The organism is Rahnella sp. ChDrAdgB13 (genome assembly GCF_017655185.1).
Classification (GTDB): domain Bacteria; phylum Pseudomonadota; class Gammaproteobacteria; order Enterobacterales; family Enterobacteriaceae; genus Rahnella; species Rahnella contaminans.
This window is the reverse complement of sequence record NZ_JAEMGT010000003.1, coordinates 17,019-43,470: the sequence shown is the minus strand read 5'-3', so window position 1 is coordinate 43,470 and position 26,452 is coordinate 17,019. Positions and strand designations below refer to the sequence as shown.

Genomic DNA, 26,452 nt, shown 5'->3' with positions numbered 1-26,452 from the left:
AGCGTATTCGCGACCTGTTTTTTATGCCGCCGACGGCTAATAACAGGGTTATCCGAACTGGGTTTATCCGTTTAGCGATTTCGTGACCAGCGGTAAACGTTCTGTGAGGCGGATACCCTCAGCAGAAAGTGCGGCACCGTAGCACATCACTTCTACACCATTTTTCTGAACCTGCGTCAGCAATTCTGTGTAACGGGGATCAATATGGTGTGCAGCAGACACGCTTTCAATGCCTGAATGTAAAACAGCGAAGAAAAGTACTGCTCGCTGCCCCTGTTCTGCCATCGACTGTAACTCGCGCAAATGCTTCTGGCCGCGCAGCGTGACTGCATCCGGGAAGAATCCCTGACCTTCGTGCAGCAGCGTGACTGCATCCGGGAAGAATCCCTGACCTTCGTGCAGCAGCGTGACAGATTTCACTTCAATATAGCAGTCAGGTTGATTTTCTGCCTGTAACATCAAGTCTATACGGCTATTTTCGGTGCCGTATTTTACTTCCGCCGATAAATTACTGTAACCGGATAATTCCGGTATGCGACCGGCTTCTATTGCCTCGCGCACCAGCTGATTTGCCCGCAGCGTATTCACGCAAATCCAGTGATGTCGCTGCGTTTCGGTCAGCTCCCAGCTGTGGGCATATTTACGTTTGGCGTTATCAGAGGTGGAATACCAGACGGTATCGCCCGGCGTAGCGCAACCGGTCATTGCGCCGGTGTTGGCGCAGTGCAGCGTAAGTTCACGGCCATCGGGGGTGATGACGTCAGCGAGAAAACGTTTGTAACGTTTGATCAGGGTAGCGGGTTGAAGCGCTGGCTCGAAATGCATGAGAGTTTCCGTATGAAAGAGGTTCAGATGGCCGGAATGTCAGCCAGAGGCCAGCTTTGCAGGCAGCGGTAACGGGTACGCCCGCGTTCGTAAGTCGATTCGTAAAGACTGAATCCTTCGGCGTCCAGTTGCCAGTTGGGGGTGGCGGGTGGGATCGCCACCGGCCGCGTGGCGCTGCGGTACAACGACACGTGCGGATGAAACGGCAGCGTACTCTGATGGCAGCCGTTACGCGCGGCGTGAGAGCGCAGCACCGAAGCCAGTTGCAGCAGCGCATTGGGCGCGCGCTTCGTGCCTATCCAGACCACGCCGGAACCCGGCCAGTGGCCGATATCGTCCAGACACAGGCTGAATTTATGCGCCTGAATGCGCCCGGCGATGCGGGTCAGCGCATCCGCTTTGAGTTCACTGATTTCGCCCAGAAACGCCAGCGTAATGTGCAGGTTCGCCGCCGCGACGGGGCGGCCGGTGTCCTGCGGAAAGTTATCGGCACGCCATTTGATGACCTGCTTTTGTAACTTTGCAGGTAACGCTAAGGCGAAAAACAAGCGGCGCTCGGCAGACATATTCATTCCTGGTTTAAAAAAATCACGACATACCGGATCTGGCGCTAAATGCTACAATGCCCGCCGTTTAAAGTTAACTCTCATGGAGAATTCATTGTCTTCTTTGCCGGTCAGCGCCGTACTTGAACCGCTTTTAATCGCCCTTAAGCAGGCACCACAAGTGTTACTGCTCGCGCCGACCGGTGCCGGTAAATCGACCTGGCTGCCGTTGCAATTGCTCAAACAGGGCAATCTGCCGGGGAAAATCCTGTTGCTGGAGCCGCGTCGTCTGGCGGCGAAAAATGTCGCTTTCCGTCTGGCGCAGCAGTTGGGCGAAACGCCGGGGCAGACTGTCGGTTACCGTATGCGCGCCGAAAGCAAAACCAGCGCGGCGACGCGGCTTGAAGTCGTGACCGAAGGCATTCTCACCCGCATGGTGCAGGCAGATCCTGAACTGACCGGTGTTTCGCTGGTGATCCTCGATGAATTCCATGAGCGCAGTTTGCAGGCCGATCTGGCGCTGGCGCTGCTGCTCGACGTGCAAAATGCGCTGCGCGATGATCTGAAACTGCTGATCATGTCCGCGACGCTCGACAATCTGCGTTTATCACCGCTGCTGCCTGATGCGCCGGTGATCGTCTCCGAAGGCCGCAGTTTTCCGGTTGACCGTCAGTATCTTTCCCTCGCCACTCACGAAAGGCTGGACGAAGGCGTTTCCCGCGTGGTCAGCCGCCTGATGAGTGAAAATCACGGCTCGATGCTGCTGTTTTTGCCCGGCGTTTCCGAAATTACCCGCGTGCAAAATCTGCTTTCGGGCAAGGTGGCAGACGATGTCGATCTCTGCCCGTTGTACGGCGCGCTCTCTTTAGAACAGCAGCAAAAAGCCATTCAGCCTTCACCCGCCGGACGTCGCAAAATCGTGCTGGCGACCAATATTGCGGAAACCAGCCTGACCATTGAAGGTATCCGGCTGGTGGTCGACAGCGGTCTGGAGCGCAGCGCGCAGTTTGACCCGCGCAGCGGCCTGACGCGTCTCGTTACGCAGCGTATCAGTCAGGCGTCGATGACCCAGCGCGCAGGCCGCGCAGGGCGTCTGGAGCCGGGATTGTGCTGGCATCTGTTCAGCAAAGAGCAGGCGGAACGTTCCAGTGCGCAGGCCGAAGCGGAAATCCTGCAAAGCGATCTGAGCAGTTTCTGGCTGGAGCTGTTGCAGTGGGGTTGTCAGGATCCGGCCCAGCTTCAGTGGCTCGATGCACCGCCCGCGGCGGCGTTGTCGGCGGCAAAACACCTTTTACATCAGCTTGGCGCGACCGACGCGCAGGGCAAACTTACCGCTGCCGGACAGCGCATGGCGCAACTCGGCTGCGAGCCACGGCTGGCAGCGATGTTGATTTCTTCGGCGCAGCAAAGCCCGGACGCGCTGGCGACGGCGGCGCTGCTGGCGGCCATGCTCGAAGAACCACCACGCGGCGGATTGCCGGATATTGATTACTGGTTCAGCCGTCCGCAGGGCAACTGGCAGCGGCGGGCAAAACAGCTGGTGCAGCGTACCGGTGCGAAAAGCGGTGACGCGGATGCCTCGCTCGCGCCGTGGCTGCTGGCGCGGGCCTTCAGCGACCGTATCGCCCAGCGGCGCGGCGAAGATGGCCGTTATCTGCTGGCGAACGGGCTGGGCGCGTCTTTGCCACAGGACGACGGATTAACCCGCGCGCCGTGGCTGGTTGCGCCGCAATTATTACAGGGCAACAACAGCCCGGACGCCCGAATTTTGCTGGCGATTTCGCTCGATATCACACAACTGCCTGCGCGGTTGCCGGACGTCGTGAAAGAGCAGACGGCGGTCGAATGGGATGAAGAAAAAGGTACGCTGCGCGCGTGGCGGCGCTGGCAAATCGGGCGTCTGGTGCTGAAAGCGAATCCGCTGGCGAAGCCGGAAGATGGCGAGCTGCAACAGGCGCTGATCGACTGGATCCGCACGCAGGGTTTGCAGGCGCTGACCTGGTCGGTGGCCGCCGAACAATTGCGCCTGCGCCTGACCTGTGCGGCCAAATGGTTGCCGGAAGATGACTGGCCAGCGATGGACGACGAGGCCCTGCTCGGCGGGCTGGAAAGCTGGTTACAGCCTTCTTTACAGGGCGTGCGTTCGTTAAAATCGCTGCAACAGGTTGATTTGTATGATGCCTTATTAAGGCTTTGTGACTGGAAACAGCGTCTGCGTCTTGACGCCGCTTTACCGACGCATTACACCGTCCCGACTGGCAGTCGCCTGCCGATCCGCTATCATGCAGACCAGCCACCGGCGCTTTCGGTGCGGATGCAGGAAATGTTTGGCGAAGAACGCAGCCCTGAACTTGCCGAAGGGCGCGTGACCGTGGTGCTGGAATTGCTGTCTCCGGCGCAGCGGCCTTTGCAAATTACCGCCGATCTCGCGGCGTTCTGGCAGGGCTCGTACCGCGAAGTGCAGAAAGAAATGAAAGGGCGCTACCCGAAACATCCGTGGCCTGACAACCCGGCTGAAGCAGCGCCGACGCGGCGAACGAAGAAGTATTCCGCGCAATAAGCGTGGCGACGAAATTGTTCAGGAAAGGTCGCTTTTTTTCAGACCTTTCTTCTGGAAGTTAACCAAAGCCGGGCACAGAGTAAGCGCCTTGCTGCCCGCGTTGCGGGATAAAAAAGTATCCGTTTGAATCGAATATGAAAATGACTCAGCTAAACAGAATCATTATGCAGAATAACTTTATGACGAACACAGCAGTACGTGGGGAGAATGACTGATGTCTGGCGATGATCGCGAGCCAATTGGCCGTAAAGGTAAACCCGCCGGGCGCAAGCCTGCGCGGACTCGTCCGGTTCGCCGCAGCCGTCGGGATGACGACTACGACGAATACGAAGAAGAGGAACTCGATGACGAGTATGAGGATGAAGATGATTACGAAGAAGAACGGGGATCTCGCATGAGCCGCAAAGCACCGCCGCGTAAAGCGAAAAAAGGCGGCAAGAAGAGCCTGAAACGCCGTATTTTCTGGCTGCTGGTCAAGCTGTTCATCGTCTTTGCCATTCTGCTGGGCATTTACGCGGTCTATCTGAACCGTGAAATCCACAGCCGCATCGACGGCGGTAAAGTCTGGCAATTACCGGCGGCCGTTTATGGTCGTCAGGTGAACCTTGAGCCGGATATGTCCATCAGCAAAGCTGAAATGGTCGGGCTGCTGGAAGGCACGCAATATCGCGAAGTGACGCGCATCACCCGTCCGGGCGAATTTACCGTTCACGCAAATTATATTGATTTACTGCGCCGTCCGTTTGATTTCCCGGAAGGCAAAGAAGGGCAGGTTAACGCGCGTCTGATGTTTGACGGCAACAGCCTGTCAGAAATTAAAAACCTGGATAATCAGCGTGATTTCGGGCTGTTTCGCCTGGATCCGCGTTTGATCACCATGTTGCAGGCGTCCAATGCTAACGGCGAACAACGCCTGTTCGTGCCGCGTTCCGGTTTCCCGGACTTGCTGGTTGATACCTTGCTGGCAACGGAAGACCGCCATTTCTACGAGCACGACGGGATTAACTTCTATTCCATCGGCCGTGCGGTGGTGGCGAACCTGACAGCCGGTCATGCGGTGCAGGGCGGTTCTACGCTGACCCAGCAGTTGGTCAAAAACCTGTTCCTGACCAACGAACGCTCGCTGAGCCGTAAGGCGCGTGAAGCGGTGATGGCGGTCTTGCTCGACGCCGATTACAGCAAAGATCGCATCCTTGAGCTGTATCTGAACGAGGTATATCTCGGCCAGAGCGGTTCGGATCAGATCCGCGGTTTCCCGCTGGCGAGCCTGTACTACTTTGGCCGTCCGGTGAACGAACTGAGCCTCGATCAGCAGGCATTGCTGGTCGGTATGGTGAAAGGCGCATCGCTGTATAACCCGTGGCGTAACCCGGCGATGGCGTTGCAACGTCGTAATCTGGTGCTGCGTTTGCTGGTCGATCAGAAAGTTATCGATCAGGAATTGTATGACATGCTGAGCGCGCGTCCGCTGGGCGTACAGCCCAAAGGCGGGGTGATTTCACCGCAGCCTGCGTTCATGCAGATGGTGCGTCAGGAATTGCAGGCCAAACTGGGCGATAAAGTTCAGGACATGTCCGGGGTGAAAATTTTCACCACGCTGGATCCGATTTCTCAGGATGCGGCGGAAAAAGCAGTTGAGGAAGGCATTCCGTTACTTCGCAAGAAAAGCGGCCTGAACGACATCGAAACCGCGATGGTGATTGTTGACCGTTATACCGGCGAAGTGCGTGCGATGGTCGGCGGGGCGGAAACGCAGTTTGCCGGTTTCAACCGCGCCATGCAGGCGCGCCGTCAGGTCGGTTCTCTGGCTAAACCGGCGACCTATCTGACTGCGCTGTCGCAGCCGGATAAATACCGTCTGAATACCATTCTTGCTGACCAGCCGCTGAACCTGAAACTGGCGAACGGTCAGATCTGGTCGCCGAAAAACGATGATCATCAGTTCCGCGGTCAGGTTCTGCTGGTCGATGCGCTGGCGCGTTCCATGAACGTCCCGACGGTTAATCTCGGTATGGCGGTGGGTCTCGACAACATCACAAAGACGCTGATTGATTTGGGGATCCCGAAAGAATCCCTGAACCAGACGCCGTCGATGTTGCTCGGTGCAATCGCGCTGACGCCGATGGAAGTGGCGCAGGAATACCAGACCATTGCCAGCGGCGGTAACAAAGCGCCACTGTCGGCGGTGCGTTCGGTGATTGCGGAAGACGGCACGGTCTTGTACCAGAGCTTCCCGCAGGCAGTACGTGTGATCCCTGCTCAGGCCGCTTATCTGACATTGTACGCAATGCAGCAGGTGGTTCAGGAAGGGACATCGCGCGCGCTGGCGAACAAATTCCCGAAACTGCATCTGGCCGCGAAAACCGGGACATCGAACGAACTGCGTGACAGCTGGTTTGCCGGTATCGACGGAAATCAGGTCGCAATCACCTGGGTTGGCCGCGATAACAACGGCCCGTCTAAGCTGTGGGGTTCGACCGGTGCACTGGTGCTGTATGGCCGCTATCTGGAAAACGGCACGCCTCAGCCGCTGGATCTGCAAATGCCGGAAGGTATCAGCCCGATGAATATCGACGGCGCGGGTAACTTTGTGTGTGGTGGCGGCGGTATGTTGGGCGGTGGCACCGTGCGTTCCATTCCGGTGTGGACGGATTCACCGGATGCTATGTGCCAGGCTTCTGTTTCTGCCGTTCAGCAGCAACAGCAGCAACAACAGCAGCAGATTCAGCAGCAACAGCAGCAGCAACAACAGCCTCAGGGCCAGCAACCTCAGGCGCAGGACGAGAAGAAAGACAGCAACGGTGTTGCCGGTTGGATCAAGGACATGTTCGGTTCCGGCCAGTAACAAATTGTTGATTTCAGGTACATTAAAGGGCGCGATGAAAATCGCGCCCTTTTTAATTGTTATTCTTAACTCAAATTTCCCCGTCGTCTTTTACATTTCCGGCAAGCGTTTCACATCTATTTCCGTTTAATTCATAGGCGTTTTTACCCATGTTTAACATGGGGATACTTTTTATTCATTCAGCAAAGCTATGAGTCAAATAGGCTTGCAGACGCGCGCGCAATGCGCATATTATGCGACGGTCATAATAATAATTATCGTTTACATTCCCATTACTACTCCAGAGATAATGCAATGGCTTCTCAATGCTCGCTTTCAAACTCAGTCCAAAAAGGCGCATTTAAGCGTCGGACGCTCGCGTTAACCATTACCGCCGTTCTGGGCTCCACCGCGTTTTACGCAGGTGCAGCAACTACAGCAACCGCGAAAGAAGACACGATTAACGTCACCGGCGCGACTCAGGCATCCACTGAATCTGCGTGGGGCCCGGCTCCGACGATCGCTGCAAAACGCAGCGCGACGGCGACCAAAACCGATACACCTATCGAAAAAGTTCCCCAGTCTGTTTCTGTGGTCACCCGCGAAGAAATGGATACTCACCAGCCACAGTCCGTCAAGGAAGCGCTGGGTTACACGCCGGGTATCACCGTTTCAACCCGTGGATCTTCAAATACCTATGATGCGGTGAAAATCCGTGGCTTCGGCTCAGTTAACCAGAATAACTATTTGGATGGTCTGAAGCTGCAAGGTGATTTCTACAACGAAGTCCTTATCGACCCTTACATGCTTGAACGCGTTGAACTGATGCGCGGCCCGACTTCCGTTCTGTACGGAAAAAGCAGCCCAGGCGGTATCATTTCTATGGTCAGTAAGCGTCCGACCACTGAACCGCTGAAAGAAGTGCAGTTCAAAATGGGGACAGATAATCTCTGGCAGACCGGTTTTGATTTCAGTGATGCCATCGACGATGCTGGCGTGTACTCTTACCGTCTGACCGGTGTGGCGCGCTCCAACGACCTTCAGCAGGATATGTCGAAAGAAAAACGTTACGCTATTGCGCCGTCTTTCTCATGGCGTCCTGACGATAAAACCAATTTCACCTTCTTAGCTAACCTGCAAGATACGCCTGAAACGGGTTACTACGGCTGGTTACCGAAAGAGGGTACCGTTCAGCCACTGCCAAACGGCTCTCATCTGGGAAGCGGCTTCAACGAAGGTGCGCCAAATAACACTTATTCGCTGTCTCACAAAATGGTTGGCTACACCTTCGACCATGAGTTCAACGATACTTTCACCGTGCGTCAGAACCTGCGTTATGTTGAATCGAAAACGTCGCAGAAAAGTGTTTATGGTGTTGGACTGGATACCAGTCCGACAGCAATCAACAATCATATGTTGAACCGCAGCACCGTGGTGGATAACGAGAAGCTGAACAACTTCGCGGTTGATACCCAATTACAAAGCAAATTTGCGACCGGTGCCGTGGATCATACCCTGCTGACCGGTGTCGATTTCCAGCAGATGCGCAACGACGTGAACGCCACGTTTGGTACTGCGACGCAGCTGGATCTGTACAACCCGGTTTACGAAGATTTCGATTTCGGTGGTGCCGCGCCTTACCAGCAGAACAAGCAGAAACAAACGGGTCTCTATGCTCAGGATCAGGCCGAGTGGAACAAGTTTGTTCTGACTGTTGGCGGTCGTTATGACTGGCTTACGCAGTCTACCCGCGCTTATCAGGCTAATAACTACACTGAGCGTAATGACAGCCAGTTCACCGGGCGTGCCGGTCTGAACTACCTGTTTGATAACGGGGTTACGCCGTACCTCAGCTACAGCGAATCCTTTGAGCCAAACTCCGGTGCAGATTTCTCGGGCAATACGTTCACACCTTCCAAAGGCCGTCAGTACGAAGCCGGTGTGAAATATGTGCCGAAAGATATGCCTGTTGTGGTTACCGGTTCCGTTTATCAGCTGACGAAAACCAATAACCTGATGTCCGATCCTGCTCACGTATTCTCCTCTATCCAGGGCGGTGAAATTCGTTCCCGCGGTGTAGAACTGGAAGCGAAAGCGGCAGTGAACGCCAACATCAACATGACGGCGTCTTACACCTACACCCAGGCGGAATACACGAAAGACACCACGCTGAAGGGCAATACCCCGGAGCAGGTGCCGAAACACATGGCTTCACTTTGGGGCGATTACACCTTCTACGACGGTATCCTCAGTGGCCTGACCGTAGGCACTGGTGGACGTTTCCTCGGTTCCAGCTATGGTGATCCGGCGAACACCTTCAAAGTGGGTAGCGCAACTGTGATGGATGCGGTTGTGAAATACGATCTGGGTCGTTTCGGTCTTAACGGTTCCAGCGTGGCAGTGAACGTCAACAACCTGCTGGATCGTGAATACGTCGCAAGCTGCTTCGCGACGTACGGTTGCTTCTATGGCGCAGAGCGTCAGGTTGTCGCAACAGCCACCTTCCGTTTCTAAAAGCTTTAATAAGTTAATTCCGGGCACGCTGGTCGTGCCCGTTTCCTGTTTTCAACCAGATGTCGACGTAGAAAATCTTATGCCTGATAACAACGTACATCCCACATCCCCGTTGCCGGACAGCGTATTCCGCCTGCAAGACGTCAGTTTTACCGTGCCGGGGCGAACGCTGCTGGCGCCACTGTCGCTGACTTTCCCGCAGGGAAAAGTGTGCGGGCTGATTGGTCACAATGGCTCGGGGAAGTCGACGTTGTTAAAAATGCTGGGACGACATCAACCGGCGACATCCGGAACGATTTACCTCAATGAAACGCCGCTGGCCCAGTGGGACAGCAAAGCGTTTGCGCGTCAGGTGGCGTATCTGCCGCAGCAACTTCCGGCCGCAGAAGGCATGACGGTGCAGGAACTGGTGGCGATTGGCCGCTATCCGTGGCACGGCGCGCTGGGGCGTTTTAAACATCAGGACAAAGAAAAAGTCGAAGAAGCCATTGCGCTGGTGGGCCTGAAACCGTTCGCCCAGCGCCTGGTCGATAGCCTCTCCGGCGGCGAGCGTCAGCGTGCGTGGCTGGCAATGATGGTCGCACAGGACAGCCGTTGCCTGTTGCTCGACGAACCGACTTCCGCGCTGGATATCGCGCATCAGAAAGATGTGCTGGCGTTGATCCAGCGCCTGAGCCGTGAGAAAGGCTTAACCGTGATCGCGGTATTGCATGATCTGAATATGGCGGCGCGTTATTGCGATGAACTGATGGCATTGCGCGGCGGTGAGATGATCGCGCAGGGCGCGCCGGAAGACATGATGCGCGGTGACGTTCTCGAACAAATTTATGGTATTCCGATGGGCATTCTTCCGCATCCTGCGGGCGGTGCGCCGGTAAGCTTCGTTTACTGATATGTCTGATATTCAACGTTATTCAGGGCTGACGCGCCGTCGTCTTTTACAGATGATGGCGCTGTCCCCGTTACTGACTTCCCTGCCGGCGCTGTCTGCCTCGCGCCCTGATCTGAGCCGCATTGTTACCCTCGAATGGTTACCTACTGAGCTGCTGATTGCGCTTGGCGTGATGCCGCTGGCGATTGCTGATATTCCCAATTACAACCTGTGGGTGGCAGAACCGCCGCTGGCGCCCGGCGTTATCGATGTCGGCCAGCGCACCGAACCCAACATGGAACTTATCCAGCAACTGAAACCTTCTTTGTTGCTGATAACGCAAGGTTATGGTCCGGATACCCAGCAGCTGGAAACCATCGCGCCGGTGCTGGGTGTGAAAGCCAATGACGGCAGCGCGAAGCCGATGCAACTGGCGATCAAATCGCTGCATAAACTGGCGGATACGCTCGGTTTGCAGGAGCGCGCCGAAGAACATTTGCGGGTGTATAACGACGCCATTGTGAAAACGCGTGAGCTGATGAAACCGGTCGCGCAGCAACCGGTTCTGCTGATGACCTTTATTGATCCGCGCCACGTTCTGGTGTTTGGTCAGGGCAGCATGTTCCATGAAATCATGGGCGATGTCGGGCTGACCAACGCGTGGAGCGGAGAAGGCAGCTTCTGGGGCAGTGTGTCAGTGGGCGTTGAGCGCCTGACCCGCATTAAAAATGCCCGCGTGCTGTGTTTTGATCACGGCAGCGCTGACATCATGGACGCGGTTGCCAAAACGCCGCTGTGGAAATCAATGCCATTCGTGCGTGCTAATCAGTTCAGCGTTGTCCCCGCCGTCTGGTTCTACGGCGCGACGTTCAGCGCCATGCATTTTTGTAAAATCCTGAACAGCACACTGGGGAAACCGGTATGAACCGCCGTTCACTCAGCGTTTCGCTGATCCTACTTTTGGTTCTGGCGCTGGCGGCCGGTGCGCTCAGCATCTACAACCTGCACCAGCAATTGCCTTATCACTTATGGCGCGGCGCGCTCTGGCAGCCGGACATCGATGATGTTCAGCAGATGCTTTTCCATTACAGCTCACTGCCGCGCATCGCCGTCGCGCTGCTCGCCGGTGCCGGTCTGGGGCTGGTCGGTTTACTGTTCCAGCAGGTATTACGTAATCCGCTGGCCGAACCCGCGACGCTGGGCGTTTCAGCGGGCGCGCAGCTCGGCCTGACGATCGCCACTCTCTGGGCGTTGCCGGGCGGCATGCTCACGCAGCAGTTTGCCGCGATGACTGGTGCGGTGGTGATCGGCGGACTGGTGTTCGGGATCGCCTGGGGCAAACGCATGTCGCCGGTGACGCTGATCCTCGCGGGGCTGGTGCTCGGTTTGTATTGCGGGGCGGTGAATGGCCTGCTCGGGATCTTCAACTATCAGAGCCTGCAAAGCCTGTATATGTGGAGCAGCGGTTCGCTGACGCAGCAGGACTGGGATGTCGCGACGTTTTTACTGCCGCGCGTGATTATCGTCTGGCTGCTGGCGTTCCTGTTGCAGCGCCCGATGACGCTGCTCGGGCTGGATGACGGCGTCGCGAAAAACCTGGGTTTAGGCTTGTCGGCGGCGCGTCTGGCAGTGCTGGCGCTGGCGATCCTGATGAGTGCGCAGCTGGTCAACGCCGTCGGGATAATCGGTTTTATCGGCCTCTTTGCGCCGCTTCTGGCAAAAATGCTCGGCGCACGTCGCCTGACTGCGCGTCTGGTGATGGCTCCGCTGATTGGCGCATTGCTGCTGTGGTTCACCGATCAGGTGATGCAGTACGTGACGCAAATCTGGATGGAAATCCCGACCGGTGCCGCGACCGCGTTAGTCGGTGCGCCGTTGCTGCTGTGGCTGCTGCCGCGTCTGCGAAACAGCATGACGCCGCCGCCGATGAATCAGGGCGACAATGTGCCCAATGAACGTCACCATCTGGTGCGTTGGGTTGCGCTGGCTTTACTGGTGCTTCTCGCCGGGCTGGTGATAGCGCTTATGGTCGGGCGTAATGCGACAGGCTGGAGCTGGGCGACGGGCGCAGATTTGCAGGCGTTGCTGCCGTGGCGTTTACCGCGCGTACTGGCGGCGCTGGCGGCAGGGATTATGCTGGCATCTTCCGGCGTGCTGATTCAGAAACTGACCGGTAACGCGATGGCGAGCCCGGAAGTGCTGGGGATCAGCTCCGGTGCGGCGACCGGCGTCGTGGTAATGATGTTTATCGTTCCCGGCGATGCGTTTGTGTGGCTGCTGCCTGCGGGCAGTGCCGGTGCGGCGTTAACGTTGCTGGTGATTATGGTCGCCTCCGGCCTGCGCAGTTTCTCGGCGGAACGGATGTTGCTGACCGGCATTGCGTTGAGTACCGCTTTCACCACGCTGATGACACTGCTGCTGGCCAGCGGCGATCCGCGTATGGGCGGTTTGCTGACCTGGCTTTCAGGTTCGACCTATTCAGTGACTGCGCCGATGGCGTGGCGAACGCTGGCGCTGGCCGCCGTGCTGATGGCCATCGTGCCGTTCTGCCGCCGCTGGATAAACATCTTGCCGCTCGGCAGCGTGACCGCGAAATCCGTCGGGCTGGCGCTGACGCCAACGCGTGTGGCGATCCTGCTGCTGGCCGCCGTGATGACGGCGGCCGCAACGCTGACCGTCGGGCCGCTGAGTTTTGTCGGGCTGATGGCACCGCATATGGCGCGCATGATGGGATTCCGCCGCGCCGTTCCGCAGTGGATGGTGGCGAGTATTCTCGGCGGTTTGCTGATGGTCTTCGCGGACTGGTGTGGCCGTATGGTGATCTTCCCAAACCAGATCCCCGCCGGTTTGCTCGCGACCTTCATCGGCGCGCCGTACTTTATCTATCTGCTGAGAAAGCAGGCGAGTTAACGTGTTTGCCAATAGAAAAGGGGCCAGATGGCCCCTTTTTGCTTTCTGCCGGATAGAGCGGCTTAGAGCTTAGCGAAACAGCGGTGCGCGGCGTCGATGGTGCGCTGAATGTCTTCCTGCGTGTGGGCCAGAGACATGAAGCCCGCTTCGAACGCGGAAGGTGCCAGATAAATGCCTTCTTCCAGCATCATGTGGAAGAATTTCTTGAAACGCTCAACGTTGCATTTCATCACGTCCTGATAGCTGGTGACGGTTTTGGCATCGGTAAAGAACAGGCCAAACATGCCGCCGACGTGGTTCACCACGAACGGAATGTTCTCTTCTGCTGCGGCTTCACGTAAACCTTCAGCCAGCTGCGTGGTGCGTTCGGTCAGGGTCTGATGCACGCCCGGTTGTGCCACTTGTGTCAGACAGGCGATACCGGCTGCCATCGCAATCGGGTTGCCGGAAAGCGTACCCGCCTGGTACACCGGCCCGGTCGGTGCCAGCGCTTCCATCACATCGCGGCGTCCGCCAAATGCGCCCACCGGCATACCGCCGCCGATGATTTTGCCCAGACAGGTCAGGTCAGGCGTTACGTCGTAATAATCCTGAGCACCGCCCAGCGCGACGCGGAAACCCGTCATCACTTCGTCGATAATCAGCAGTGCGCCGAACTCATCACAAATTGCACGCAGGCCCGGAAGGAATTCCGGCAGTGGCGGCACGCAGTTCATGTTGCCCGCGACCGGCTCAACGATGATACAGGCGATGTCGTCAGGATATTGTTCGAACGCGGCGCGCACTGAATCCAGATCGTTATACGTACAGGTCAGCGTGTGTTTGGCGAAATCAGCCGGAACACCCGGAGAGTTTGGCTGGCCGAGAGTCAGCGCGCCGGAACCGGCTTTCACCAGCAGGCAGTCGGCGTGGCCGTGATAGCAGCCTTCGAATTTGACGATTTTATCGCGATGCGTGAAGCCGCGCGCCAGACGGATGGCGCTCATGGTCGCTTCCGTTCCGGAGTTCACCATGCGAACCATGTCCATGCTTGGCACCAGTCCGGTGACCAGCTCGGCCATTTTGACTTCCATTTCGGTCGGTGCGCCAAAACTCAGGCCGCGTTGCGCTGCTTCAATAACCGCGTTGCGGATTTCCGCGTTGTTGTGGCCGAGCACCATCGGGCCCCACGAGCCGACATAGTCGATATAGGCTTTGCCATCGGCATCAAACAGGAACGCGCCGTCTGCGCGCGCAATGAATAAGGGGACGCCGCCGACGCCGGAGAAGGCACGTACCGGCGAGTTAACACCGCCCGGGATTAGCGCTTGCGCCTGCGTGAACAGACTTTCTGACTTACTCATTATTCGGCTCCTGAATTGCTGGGTTCTGTATGTAATAAGAATGTTGATGCGCCCATTCTAGTGAAGTGAGCGGCGTTATCAAACCGTAAACCGTGCGGCATATTGTTGCAGATCCTGTCAGGCCGGCATTTTGTATGATTAAATCCATCAATCTTTCCCAACTCTTTCCAAATAACCTTTCACCAAATGAATGAATCAGGCTCTGAACATTTAGATAATCCGCGCCTGCGCGGTCCGCGTAAGCGCAGTGAAGTGCTGCGCCTTTTTCTGCGCCGCGATAAAACGCCGGTCACGATTTTGATAGTCGCCGCGGTGGCCGGTACCGTCGCCGGGTTGCTCGGCGTGGCGTTCGAAAAAGCGGTTAACTGGGTGATGCACCTGCGCCTCACCGGCTTGGGATTTTTCAGCGATTACTGGATCCTGCTGTGGCCGCTGACCTTTGTGGTTTCCGCCGTGCTGGCGATGTTTGGTTATTACCTGGTGCGCAAATTCGCGCCTGAAGCGGGCGGTTCCGGCATTCCTGAAATTGAAGGTGCGCTGGAAGAATTACGGCCGGTTCGCTGGTGGCGCGTTATCCCGGTGAAGTTTTTTGGCGGGATGGGCACACTCGGCGCAGGCATGGTATTGGGCAGGGAAGGGCCGACCGTGCAGATGGGCGCAAACGTCGGGAAAATGATGGTGGATATTTTCCGGCTGCGCAGCGCTGAAGCGCGTCATTCTTTGCTGGCAACCGGCGCGGCGGCCGGGCTTTCGGCCGCTTTTAACGCACCGCTGGCGGGGATCCTGTTCATTCTCGAAGAGATGCGTCTGCAATTCCGGTACAGCCTGATTTCCATCAAAGCGGTGTTTATCGGCGTGATTATGTCGAGCATCGTCTTTCGTGTTTTCAACGGCGACGGCGCGGTAATTGAAGTCGGGAAACTGGCGAACGCACCGCTCAACACGCTGTGGCTGTATCTGGTGTTAGGCATGGTTTTTGGCGTGGTGGGCGTCAGCTTTAACGCGCTGATTTTCCGTACACAGGATATGTTTGCGCGCATTCACGGCGGCAATCTGAAGAAAATCCTGATTATCGGCGGTATTCTGGGCGGCTTTTGCGGGTTGCTCGGGCTGGTTCAGCCGGAAGCGGCAGGCGGCGGCTTTGCGCTGATCCCGCTGGCGGCGGCCGGCAAATACAGCCTGCTGATGCTTCTGTTTATCTTTGTTGTCCGCGTTGCGACCACGTTACTGTGCTTCGCCTCCGGTGCGCCGGGCGGGATTTTCGCGCCGATGTTAGCGCTCGGCACTTTGCTGGGCACCGCATTCGGCACCGCGGCGATGTACTTTTTCCCGCAATACGGCATTGAGCCCGCGACCTTTGCAATTGCCGGAATGGGCGCGTTATTTGCAGGCAGTGTACGTGCTCCGCTCACCGGAATTGTGCTGGTGCTGGAAATGACCGATAACTATCAGCTCATTTTGCCGATGATTATTACCTGTCTCGGCGCAACGCTGCTGGCACAGTTTTTGGGGGGTAAACCCTTGTATTCGGCCATTCTGACCCGCACCTTGCAACGGCAGGAAAGTGAAAATGCCGAAAAAGCGGAAGCAGAATCTGAGACTAAAGGCACCATTAGTCAGGACAGCGCGACCAAAACACCCCATACTTGAAGCATTAACTCAGGTATAAGATAATGAGTACATTATTCAGACAGTCAATCCGGCGGCCTGAACAAATGCGGATTGGGAGCGAGAGATTATGAGCGAAGCATTGTTGAATGAAACTGCTGCGTTGCCGTTACAGTTTACTGAAAACGCAGCGAAGAAGGTGAAGAACCTGATTTCTGATGAAGAAAACCCGAACCTGAAACTGCGTGTTTATATCACCGGTGGTGGTTGCAGCGGTTTCCAGTACGGTTTTACCTTTGATGACAAAATCAACGACGGCGACATGACCATTGAGAAATCAGGCGTAGCGCTGGTGGTCGATCCGATGAGCCTGCAATATCTGGTGGGTGGCTCCGTGGATTATACCGAAGGTCTGGAAGGCTCACGTTTCGTGGTGACGAACCCGAACGCGAAGACAACATGTGGTTGCGGTTCCTCCTTCAGCATCTGATATTCCCCTTCGTCCTTAAAAGAAAAAGCCCGTTTGCTGATGCAGACGGGCTTTTTTAATGGCTGATGGCGGACGCTGAGGTAAGTAAGCATTCACATGCCACTTACCATTCCACCGTGACCAGTTTGGAATCTGTGCTGATGCCCGGAACGGAAGCGAGCATCATTTCACTGATGTGAGGCTGCATCATCGTGCGGCTGGCGCAGGTAACTGACGTGCCGGAGTGCGCCACATCCACTTTGCAGGTCGGTAAAATGGTCAGGCTGATGTGGATCTCGCCACTTGTCATGCCCGCGACCGCGACCAGCGGGCTCAAAGCCAGCAGCACGCTGAGTAGGAGTACTTTCATTAATATTTTTTCCTGCTGGTGTAATCACAATAAAAATCAGCCGGGGCTGAGAAGGTTATCGGTAATGTTTTCGTGGCCTTTAATCCAAAATTCTTATGATTTGGATGCCAGTCATGCCTTTTAGTGACGTTATTTTTAACGTTCTGGCGTGACTTTTATTATTTCGTTTGTACAACAAAGAGATAATGTTCAAGCGGGGAAAGTGCACGAACCGGATAATTCTACGACAGGCATGTTACCAGATGACAGGGCTGTATTCTTGATTTTGGTTAATAAAAGAACAATTCGGAAAAGTGCGACAACGCACAGATTTTGGCAGAAAGACGTTTTGTTAGTAAGTATTCACCTTTAAGGCAAGGCAGCAAGCTGAGGGCAGAGCTGTTGAGCGGCCAGCAAAATACGTGGCCCCGCGCGGCTGAACCAGTCCGGTTCGAGTGCGATAACCTGCGCATTGAGCAGGGAATGCCAGTAACCTTCAATGATCGCTTTTTGCGATTTTCCTCCCGATATAACAATAACCTGCGGCTGACGGCTTAAAACCTGCTCCCGGCTGACCTGAGGCCACGGAACACGGCTGTCGGCGAAAACGTTTTTTGCGCCACACACTTCCAGCACTTCACTTTGCATTGTTGCGGATGAGGCGGTAAACAGCGGCTGAGTGCCGAACTGGATAAATGCCGGCACCGGCTTTTCGCGGTGATATTTTTGCTTCAGCGCCTGCCATTGCTGACGAAAATCACGGGCTGCCTGCTGAGCTTTTACAGGCTCCGGGCTGTAGGCTGCCAGTTGTTCCAGCGCCTTTGCCACATCTTGCGCATTATGCGGATCGAGATAAATGACCCTGATGCCCAGAGACGTGAGCTGATCAAGCGGACGCTGCGGATTACCGCCGCGCCAGGCGAGCACCAGATCCGGTTTTAGCGTCACAATGCGCTCGACATTGATTCCCTGCCAGTTCGCAACCTGCTCAAGCTTGCTGGCCTGCGGCGGGAAGTCGGAGTAAGCACTAACTCCGACCAGCTGATTGCCCATGCCCGCAGCAAACGCCAGTTCTGTCAGATTAGGCGCGAGGCTGATCACCCGCTGCGCCGGTGCCGCTGTCGCCATCAGGGGCAGCGACAGGCAAATCAGCAAAAGACAGAACCGGCGCATCATCACTCTTCGGAAGCAGCCAGTGCTTTCAGCATGGCATCAACCATCAGCGTGGATTGCTGTGCAGCAACCACCAGGAACTCTTCAAAGCTCAGGTGAGATTCGGTGTCTGCGACGTCAGAAATGGCACGCACAACCACGAAAGGCGTGTCGAAAAGATGGCAAACATGGCCAACTGCGGCAGCTTCCATTTCCACGGCAGCAACGTTCGGGAAGGTGGAACGAATGCGGGCCAGAGGCGCGGCACCGTTGATGAATGCATCACCGCTGCACACCAGACCGCGCACGGCGTTCAGGTCCAGTTCGCGGATACAGGTTTCAGCCAGTTCGATCAGGAAAGGTGCTGCCACGAAAGCTGCCGGGCAACCCGCCATCTGACCCGGCTCATAACCAAATGCGGTCACATCCGCGTCGTGGTAGCGAACTTCATCGGAAACCACGATATCGCCGACTTTCAGCGTTTTCGCCAGACCACCGGCAGAACCGGTATTGATCACCACATCCGGGCGGCAATGTTCCAGCAGCAGCGTCGTACCCATCGCCGCAGACACTTTACCGATGCCTGATTTCAGCAGCGCGACGTCCACACCGTTCAGCTGACCGGTATAGATTTCGCAGCCAGCACGCTCGATAGTCTGACGGTTGATGATTTTGTCGCGCAGCAGGGTCACTTCCTGCTCCATTGCGCCAATAATGCCTACTTTCATATAAATACTCGCAGATTGGGGTGAAATGAACCGCAACAGGTGCGGAATTGACGGTTTAATAACGAAAACAATGTGCGATAGTCTATCATGGCTAAAGGGAAGAGATAATGCGTTTGGGCCGTGGGTTTTGTTACGCAAAACGCGGGCTGGCCGGGCGCGTGAGTGGCTGAAAAGGTGGGAAATCATGTCCGGGATCGATTTTAAAGCGAAATTCAATTTTCAGCGCCCGTTTAGCGCCCCGATTGAGGCGCGGGATGCATATGATGTCGTCCGGCAGTTTGAGAGCGACCGGGGACGTATTATCAATTCTGCCGCCATCCGCCGTCTGCAACAAAAAACACAAGTCTTCCCGCTGGAGAAAAATGCCGCCGTCCGCAGCCGCCTGACGCATTCCCTCGAAGTTCAGCAGGTGGGCCGCCACATTGCGAAAGAAATCCTGCACCGCCTGCGCCGTCAGGGCAAGCTCGAGGTTTACGGGCTGGACGACGTGACCGATCCGTTCGAAAGCGTAGTTGAAATGGCCTGCCTGATGCACGACATCGGCAATCCGCCTTTCGGGCATTTCGGCGAGTCGGCAATTAATAACTGGTTCAAAAAGCGCATGGATATCGAAAGCTGTGGCGAAACGCCGCCGGAAACCGATTCCTGTCTGGTGGCCTGTTTGCGGCTGACGCCGGACGAGGCGGAGCTGAATCAGTTGCGCAGTAAAATTCGTTATGACCTCAGTAATTTTGAAGGCAACGCGCAGGCCATTCGCCTGGTATTTACGTTGCTCAAACTCAATCTGACCTACAGCCAGACCGCCTGCATCCTGAAATATACCCGTCCGGCGTACTCAATGAACCGCCTGCCTTCGCACGATTATCTGATGAAAAAGCCTGGTTTTTATCTGGCCGAAGAAACGTTCATCAAAGAGCTGCGTAGCGAGCTTGGATTGGGGGAGTTCAACCGTTTCCCGCTGACCTACATTATGGAAGCGGCGGACGATATTTCTTACTGCATCGCCGATCTGGAAGATGCGGTTGAGAAAAATATTTTCAGCGTCGAAGAACTCTATAAATATCTGATGCGTGAATGGGGCGACATTGAGAAGAATGACATCTTTGATAAAGTGGTTCGCACCGCGTATGAAAAAATGGATAAAGCGAAAACATTCCGTAATCCGGTGGATTATTTCTTTATGGAACTTCGCGTTCAGACGGTTAAACAGCTGGTGCCTCATGCAGCGCGCAGATTCATTGATAATATAGAAGATGTTTATCAGGGAACCTTTAATCACGCGCTGCTCGAAGACGACAGCCAGGCGAACCGTTTGTTAGAAATTTATAAATCCGTCGCATTCAAACAGGTATTCAACCATCCTGAAGTCGAGGAGCTGGAATTACAAGGCTATCGGGTGATCAGCGGATTACTGGATATTTACAGCCCGTTGCTGGATATGCCATTGTCTGATTTTAGCCAGCTGGTTGAGGAGGATACGCACAGGAAATATCCTATAGAAACCCGTCTGTTGCATAAGATTTCTGCCAAACACCGTCTGGCGTATAACAATGCCGTCGTGGCGCTCGAAGGCGCAGGCGTTTCGGAATTTTCCGCGCAGGAGTTCTATTACCGGGCGAGAATGATTCAGGATTATATCAGCGGCATGACAGACCTTTATGCGTACGACGAATATCGACGTCTGATGGCGGCGGAGTAATTTGTTTTAAAAAGACAGATTTTAACGTCTTTTATTTTCTTTACGAAACTGTCCGAAAAAGCGCCATTTGTAAATAATGACAATACTTTTTTACCATTGTCAGTATGACCCTGATGAACTTCACGCTATTAATACCATCTCAGTATCACGACTACCAAGCAACGCGACTATTTTGGTTGCCACAATAATTTTAAGAGATCCTGAAAAATGAAAAAATCGACTTTATTCCTCAGCGCTTTAGCGTTAAGTGTTGGTATGGCAATGGCCCCGGTTTCGTCTGCTCTGGCTGCCGAAACCGCATCTTCGAGCACCACACAGCTGCCAAGCCTGGCACCGATGCTTGAAAAAGTCATGCCGTCCGTAGTGAGTGTGAACGTTGAAGGCAGCGCGCCGGTGAAAACACCACGCATGGGCCAGCAGTTCCAGCAATTCTTTGGTCAGAACTCTCCGCTGTGCCAGGACGGTTCGCCGTTCCAGGGCTCCCCGGTTTGCCAGGGCGGCGGTCAGGACGGACAACCCGCTCCTGAACAGAAAGAAGATTTCCGTGCGCTGGGTTCCGGTGTGATTATTGATGCGGATAAAGGTTATGTTGTGACCAACAACCACGTTGTTGATAACGCGACAAAAATCAGCGTACAGCTGAACGATGGCCGTAAGTTCGATGCGAAAGTGATCGGTAAAGATCCACGTTCTGACATCGCGGTTATTCAGCTGCAAAACGCCAAAAACCTGACCGCGATTAAAATCGCCGATTCCGAGCAGCTGCGCGTGGGTGACTACACCGTGGCGATCGGTAACCCGTATGGTCTGGGCGAAACCGTGACATCCGGTATCGTGTCTGCGCTCGGACGTTCTGGCCTGAACATCGAAAACTATGAAAACTTCATCCAGACGGATGCGGCGATCAACCGCGGTAACTCCGGCGGCGCGCTGGTGAACCTGAACGGTGAACTGATTGGTCTGAACACGGCGATCCTGGCACCGGACGGCGGCAATATCGGTATCGGTTTTGCGATCCCAAGTAACATGGTGAAAAACCTGTCCAAACAGATGATCGAATTCGGCCAGGTGAAACGTGGTGAACTGGGCATCATGGGCACCGAGCTGAACTCCGAGCTGGCGAAAGCGATGAAAGTGGACGCACAGCGTGGCGCGTTCATCAGTCAGGTCATGCCGAAATCTGCCGCAGAAAAAGCGGGCATCAAAGCGGGCGACGTTATCCTGAGCATGAACGGCAAGCCAATCAGCAGCTTCGCGTCGTTCCGTGCGGATATCGGCACCATGCCAATCGGCACCAAAGTGACGCTGGGTCTGCTGCGCGAAGGGAAACCGATGAATGTTGACGTAACGATTGAGCAAAGTACGCAAACGCCTAAAGTTGAATCCGGCAACATTTTCACCGGCATTGAAGGTGCTGAGCTGAGCAATGGCACCGCGGGCGACCAGAAAGGCGTGAAAGTTGACGAAGTGAAACCGGGTTCAAAAGCCGCGAACATTGGCCTGAAAAAAGGCGACGTGATCCTGGGCGTGAACCAGCAGAAAGTCGCTAACTTAGGCGAGCTGCGTAAAATTCTGGATACCAAGCCGTCTGTACTGGCGCTGGATATTCAGCGTGGTGACTCTTCAATCTACCTGCTGGCGCAATAATCCGCAGGCAGACCTCACAAGGCACGCTACGGCGTGCCTTTTTTTATGCATTTTTCTCCCGATCCGCGCCTGAATTTTCTTGGGCATTTGCTTAAAAATGTGACCTTACCCGCAACTTCAATAGGTGCTTTCGCTCTTTGGGCATTTGCATAATGTGTCGGAGTAAGCCGCTGGGTATGCTGGTCTGACAACGATAAAACAGGCAAGGCAGGGGATCATGTCAGCGTATCATCTCGATGCAAAGCTGGCGCAACAGATTGTTGCCCGAACAATGCAAATCATTGATAGTAATGTGAATGTCATGGATGGACGGGGAAGAATAATCGGTAGCGGCGACGATCAGCGTCTTGGCGAATTGCACGAAGGTGCGCTGTTGTCCATTTCGCAGGAGCGTATTGTCGATATCGATGAAGGTGTTGCACGGCATTTGCACGGAGTGCGTCCGGGTATCAATCTGCCGCTGCGCATAGATGGCCAGATTGTCGGCGTGATTGGACTGACCGGCAATCCGTCACAGCTGCGTCAGTACGGCGAGCTGGTTTGTATGACCGCCGAAATGATGCTTGAGCAGGCGCGTTTGTTACATATGCTCGCACAGGACAGCCGTTTGCGCGAAGAACTGGTGCTGAACCTGATCCGCGTGGATGAACTTTCTCCGGCATTAATGGAATGGGCGCAGCGTCTGGGCATTGACCTGAACCGCCCGCGCGTGGCGGCGGTGGTTGAAGTCGACAGCGGTCAGCTCGGCGTGGATTCCGCGATGGCGGAGCTGCAACAGCTGCAAACCTTACTGACCACGCCGGAGCGCGATAACCTGATCGCGATTGTTTCGCTCACCGAAATGGTGGTGCTGAAACCAGCGCTGAACAGCTACGATCGCTGGGATCCGGACGGTCACCGGCAGCGAATCGATCATCTGTTGTCGCGCATGACCGAAACAGGTCGTCTGCGCGTCCGTATTTCCCTCGGCAACTTCTTCAGCGGTCCCGGCAGTATTGCCCGATCGTATCGCACCGCGCGAACCACCATGACCGTCGGCAAACAGCGTATGCCCGAACAGCGTTGCTACTTTTATCAGGATCTGATTTTGCCGGTGCTGCTCGACAGCCTACGCGGCGGCTGGCAGGCCGATGAACTGGTGCGGCCGCTGGCGCGTCTGAAGGCCACCGACGGCAACGGATTACTGCGCCGTACACTGGCGTCGTGGTTCCATAATAATGTGCAACCAACGGCAACGTCTAAGGCACTTTATATTCACCGTAATACGCTGGAATATCGATTAAACCGTATTTCGGAATTAACCGGTTTGGATCTGGGGAATTTTGACGATCGTCTGTTGTTGTATGTGGCACTTCAATTAGATAACGATCAGGTTTAATTAATCTGTACGTCCTGAAAGTATTTCTTTATCGGATATTTTCAGGACGAAATTGCCGTATTTAATTAAACGTGACGTCAATCACAAGCCATTCTCTTTTCGTGAACTGACTCGCATGGTACTGGGCATTCGCCTCAAGATAAATGCAAAGCGCTTTCCATGCTTGTCACTTTGCCTAATGAGTTGGTTTCCGGTTGTTCTTATACTGGCATTCTTCCTTCCTCTCTGAACCCTACAGTTCTGTGGCTGGCTGGAATGACTTATACCTTGGGGTATTTGCATCACTCTCAATTCCGGAGAACATCATGGAAACAATCGTTTCATCAGCCAGTGCCGTGAAAAAAAGAACTAATGCGCGCTACTGGATCGTGGTGATGTTATTTATCGTCACATCATTTAATTACGGCGACCGCGCAACGTTATCTATTGCCGGGTCGGCAATGGCGAAAGATATCGGTCTCGATTCTGTCGGGATGGGTTATATATTTTCGGCATTTTCCTGGGCCTATGTTATCGGACAAATACCCGGTGGCTGGTTACTGGATAAATTCGGCTCCAAAAAAGTTTACTTCTACAGTATTTTCATCTGGTCATTATTCACGTTGCTGCAAGGGTTTGTAGATATATTCAGCGGCTTCGGCATCGTAGTTTCCCTCTTCGTATTACGTTTCCTGGTCGGGCTGGCTGAAGCGCCTTCTTTCCCGGGCAACAGCCGGATTGTTGCGGCATGGTTCCCGGCGCAGGAACGTGGAACAGCGGTTTCGATTTTTAACTCCGCACAGTATTTCGCTACCGTGATTTTTGCCCCGATTATGGGCTGGCTGACACAGGCCGTAGGCTGGTCACATGTTTTCTTCTTCATGGGCGGGCTGGGGATCATCCTGAGCTTCATCTGGCTGAAAGTGATCCACGATCCGAAAGATCATCCGGGCGTCAATCAGGCCGAACTCGACTACATGGAAGCCGGTGGTGCGCTGATCAATATGGATCAGAAAGTCACTAAAAAGGCGAAAGTCAAAGGCGAGAAAGCCTCACAGCTCAAACAGTTAATGAAATCGCGCATGATGATCGGCATCTATATCGGCCAGTATTGCATCAATGCGCTGACCTACTTCTTCATCACCTGGTTCCCTGTTTATCTGGTTCAGGCACGCGGAATGTCCATTCTTAAAGCGGGCATGGTGGCGTCGGTTCCGGCCATTTGCGGCTTCCTCGGCGGCGTGTTGGGCGGGATTATATCCGACTGGCTGATGCGCAGAACCAACAACCTGACGCTTTCACGTAAAGCGCCGATCGTCATCGGCATGCTGCTGTCGATGTCGATGATTGTCTGTAACTATGTTGACACCGAATGGATGGTTGTCGGGATTATGGCGTTCGCCTTCTTCGGCAAAGGGCTGGGCGCGCTGGGCTGGGCGGTAATGGCCGATACCGCACCGAAAGAAATCAGCGGGCTGAGCGGCGGGCTGTTCAACATGTTCGGTAACGTTTCCGGCATCATCACCCCGATTGCGGTCGGCTACATTATCGGTACCACCGGTTCGTTTAACGGCGCACTGATTTTCGTCGGGATCCACGCACTGCTCGCCGTCATCAGCTATGTCTTTATTGTCGGCAAAATTGAACGTATCCAGCTGAAACCTCTCGTCTCTGCCAGCGTAAAAAAAGGAGCATCACGATGAGTACGCAATCTTCTCCGGTCATTACTGATATGCAGGTTATTCCTGTGGCCGGGCATGACAGCATGCTGATGAACATCGGCGGCGCACATGGCGCTTACTTCACCCGTAACATCGTGATTCTGACGGACAGCGCCGGGAACACCGGCGTGGGCGAAGCGCCGGGCGGCGAAGTGATTTACAACACGCTGGTGGAAGCCATCGCGCAGGTCAAAGGCCAGGAAGTAGCGCGGATGAACCGGCTGGTGCATCAGATTCACGTGGGTAATCAGTCGTCGGATTTCGATTCGTTTGGTAAAGGCGCGTGGACGTTTGAACTGCGCGTGAACGCGGTTGCGGCGCTTGAAGCCGCGCTGCTGGATCTGATGGGCAAATTCCTCGGCGTGCCGGTGTGCGAGCTGCTCGGGCCGGGCAAACAGCGCGACGAAGTGACGGTGCTCGGTTATCTCTTCTATATCGGCGACCGTCAGAAAACAGATTTGCCGTATCAGGAAGGGGCGCGTGGTGTTCACGACTGGTATCACCTGCGTCACCAGAAAGCGATGAACAGCGACGCCGTGGTGCAGCTGGCGGAAGCCGCGCAGGATCGCTACGGCTTTAAAGATTTCAAACTCAAAGGCGGCGTGTTGCCGGGTGAGCAGGAAATCGACGCGGTAAAAGCGCTGGCAAAACGTTTCCCGGATGCGCGGATTACCGTCGATCCGAACGGCGCGTGGCTGCTCGATGAAGCGATTGAATTATGTAAAAACCTGCACGGGATCCTCAGCTATGCGGAAGATCCGTGCGGCGCGGAGCAGGGTTTTTCAGGCCGCGAAGTGATGGCCGAGTTCCGCCGCGCCACCGGTTTGCCGGTCGCCACCAATATGATTGCCACCAACTGGCGCGAGATGCAGCACGCCGTGATGTTGCAGTCCGTCGATATTCCGCTGGCGGATCCGCATTTCTGGACCATGCACGGCGCGGTACGCGTGGCGCAGCTGTGCGATGAGTGGGGGCTGACCTGGGGCTGCCATTCTAACAACCATTTTGATATTTCTCTGGCGATGTTTACCCACGTTGGCGCGGCTGTGCCGGGTAAACCGACGGCGATCGATACGCACTGGATCTGGCAGGAAGGCAATCAGCGCCTGACCAAAGAGCCGCTGCAAATCGTCAACGGAAAAATCAAAGTGCCTGAGAAACCGGGGTTAGGGATTGAGATCGACATGGATCAGATCTACCGCGCTCACGAACTGCACAGAAAACTGCCGACCGGCGCCCGCAACGATGCCGTTGCAATGCAGTATCTGATCCCCGGCTGGAAATTCGATCGCAAGCGCCCGGCGATGGGGCGCTGATTACGGAATCCGAA

At 55.2% G+C, this 26,452-nt stretch carries 19 protein-coding genes; 13 read left to right on the top strand and 6 right to left on the bottom strand.

The annotated features are described in order from the left end of the window. Positions 1-63: 63 nt before the first annotated feature. Together sfsA and thpR are read right to left on the bottom strand one after the other, a co-directional pair. A complete protein-coding gene (gene sfsA, locus J8X26_RS01450) occupies positions 64-825 on the bottom strand; it encodes a DNA/RNA nuclease SfsA (protein ID WP_208949981.1) in 762 nt (253 codons plus the stop codon). Positions 826-848: 23 nt separating this feature from the next. After that, entirely contained in the window at positions 849-1,391 is a 543-nt protein-coding gene (gene thpR, locus J8X26_RS01445; RefSeq protein WP_165059053.1) for an RNA 2',3'-cyclic phosphodiesterase, read from the bottom strand. 94 nt (positions 1,392-1,485) lie between these two features. Here thpR and hrpB point away from each other — a divergent pair, with 94 nt between their 5' ends. The 6 genes from hrpB (at position 1,486) to fhuB (ending at position 13,049) form a co-directional block, all read left to right on the top strand. Further along, positions 1,486-3,930, top strand: a complete 2,445-nt coding sequence (gene hrpB / locus J8X26_RS01440) for an ATP-dependent helicase HrpB (protein WP_208950041.1) — start codon at positions 1,486-1,488, stop codon at positions 3,928-3,930. Positions 3,931-4,144: 214 nt separating this feature from the next. Beyond that, entirely contained in the window at positions 4,145-6,775 is a 2,631-nt protein-coding gene (gene mrcB, locus J8X26_RS01435; protein ID WP_152327661.1) for a bifunctional glycosyl transferase/transpeptidase, read from the top strand. Between the two features lie 294 nt (positions 6,776-7,069). Next, positions 7,070-9,268 (top strand): ferrichrome porin FhuA, encoded by a 2,199-nt coding sequence (gene fhuA / locus J8X26_RS01430; RefSeq protein ID WP_208949980.1) that lies wholly within the window; start codon positions 7,070-7,072, stop codon positions 9,266-9,268. A 79-nt stretch (positions 9,269-9,347) separates the two neighbouring features. Further along, positions 9,348-10,160, top strand: coding sequence for a Fe3+-hydroxamate ABC transporter ATP-binding protein FhuC (fhuC, locus tag J8X26_RS01425; RefSeq protein WP_152328018.1), 813 nt, complete (start codon positions 9,348-9,350; stop codon positions 10,158-10,160). A 1-nt stretch (position 10,161) separates the two neighbouring features. Continuing rightward, positions 10,162-11,064, top strand: coding sequence for a Fe(3+)-hydroxamate ABC transporter substrate-binding protein FhuD (gene fhuD / locus J8X26_RS01420; RefSeq protein WP_208949979.1), 903 nt, complete (start codon positions 10,162-10,164; stop codon positions 11,062-11,064). After that, positions 11,061-13,049, top strand: coding sequence for a Fe(3+)-hydroxamate ABC transporter permease FhuB (fhuB, locus tag J8X26_RS01415; protein ID WP_208949978.1), 1,989 nt, complete (start codon positions 11,061-11,063; stop codon positions 13,047-13,049). The genes fhuD and fhuB overlap by 4 nt, the downstream gene beginning before the upstream one ends. A 62-nt stretch (positions 13,050-13,111) precedes the next feature. Here fhuB and hemL read toward each other — a convergent pair whose 3' ends face one another. Continuing rightward, complete coding sequence (gene hemL, locus J8X26_RS01410; RefSeq protein WP_208949977.1) at positions 13,112-14,392, bottom strand: glutamate-1-semialdehyde 2,1-aminomutase; 1,281 nt, start codon at positions 14,390-14,392, stop codon at positions 13,112-13,114. A gap of 186 nt (positions 14,393-14,578) precedes the next feature. Here hemL and clcA point away from each other — a divergent pair, with 186 nt between their 5' ends. Then, positions 14,579-16,042 (top strand): H(+)/Cl(-) exchange transporter ClcA, encoded by a 1,464-nt coding sequence (clcA, locus tag J8X26_RS01405; protein ID WP_208949976.1) that lies wholly within the window; start codon positions 14,579-14,581, stop codon positions 16,040-16,042. Positions 16,043-16,130: 88 nt separating this feature from the next. Further along, positions 16,131-16,490, top strand: coding sequence for an iron-sulfur cluster insertion protein ErpA (gene erpA / locus J8X26_RS01400; RefSeq protein WP_369825840.1), 360 nt, complete (start codon positions 16,131-16,133; stop codon positions 16,488-16,490). 103 nt (positions 16,491-16,593) lie between these two features. On the opposite strand, the gene J8X26_RS01395 is transcribed toward erpA, so the two are convergent. The 3 genes from J8X26_RS01395 to mtnN all read right to left on the bottom strand — a co-directional run bounded on the left by J8X26_RS01395 (position 16,594) and on the right by mtnN (position 18,698). After that, complete coding sequence (locus J8X26_RS01395; RefSeq protein WP_152327667.1) at positions 16,594-16,839, bottom strand: hypothetical protein; 246 nt, start codon at positions 16,837-16,839, stop codon at positions 16,594-16,596. Between the two features lie 348 nt (positions 16,840-17,187). Next, positions 17,188-17,994, bottom strand: a complete 807-nt coding sequence (gene btuF / locus J8X26_RS01390; RefSeq protein ID WP_208949975.1) for a vitamin B12 ABC transporter substrate-binding protein BtuF — start codon at positions 17,992-17,994, stop codon at positions 17,188-17,190. After that, the gene (gene mtnN, locus J8X26_RS01385) at positions 17,994-18,698 is read right to left on the bottom strand and encodes a 5'-methylthioadenosine/S-adenosylhomocysteine nucleosidase (RefSeq protein ID WP_208949974.1); all 705 of its coding nucleotides are present in this window, start codon (positions 18,696-18,698) and stop codon (positions 17,994-17,996) included. Before mtnN ends, btuF begins: the two co-directional genes overlap by 1 nt. Before the next feature lie 184 nt (positions 18,699-18,882). Between mtnN and dgt the strand changes: the two genes are divergently transcribed. From dgt to J8X26_RS01360, 5 genes are all read left to right on the top strand, one after another. After that, the gene (gene dgt, locus J8X26_RS01380) at positions 18,883-20,397 is read left to right on the top strand and encodes a dGTPase (protein WP_165059065.1); all 1,515 of its coding nucleotides are present in this window, start codon (positions 18,883-18,885) and stop codon (positions 20,395-20,397) included. Positions 20,398-20,604: 207 nt separating this feature from the next. Then, positions 20,605-22,044: a serine endoprotease DegP gene (gene degP / locus J8X26_RS01375; protein ID WP_152327671.1), complete on the top strand. Its 1,440-nt coding sequence runs from the start codon at positions 20,605-20,607 to the stop codon at positions 22,042-22,044. Positions 22,045-22,261: 217 nt separating this feature from the next. Beyond that, positions 22,262-23,422 (top strand): CdaR family transcriptional regulator, encoded by a 1,161-nt coding sequence (locus J8X26_RS01370; RefSeq protein WP_152327672.1) that lies wholly within the window; start codon positions 22,262-22,264, stop codon positions 23,420-23,422. 305 nt (positions 23,423-23,727) lie between these two features. Next, positions 23,728-25,104, top strand: a complete 1,377-nt coding sequence (locus J8X26_RS01365; protein WP_152327673.1) for an MFS transporter — start codon at positions 23,728-23,730, stop codon at positions 25,102-25,104. Continuing rightward, positions 25,101-26,438, top strand: coding sequence for an enolase C-terminal domain-like protein (locus J8X26_RS01360; protein WP_208949973.1), 1,338 nt, complete (start codon positions 25,101-25,103; stop codon positions 26,436-26,438). Before J8X26_RS01365 ends, J8X26_RS01360 begins: the two co-directional genes overlap by 4 nt. Positions 26,439-26,452 lie beyond the last annotated feature (14 nt).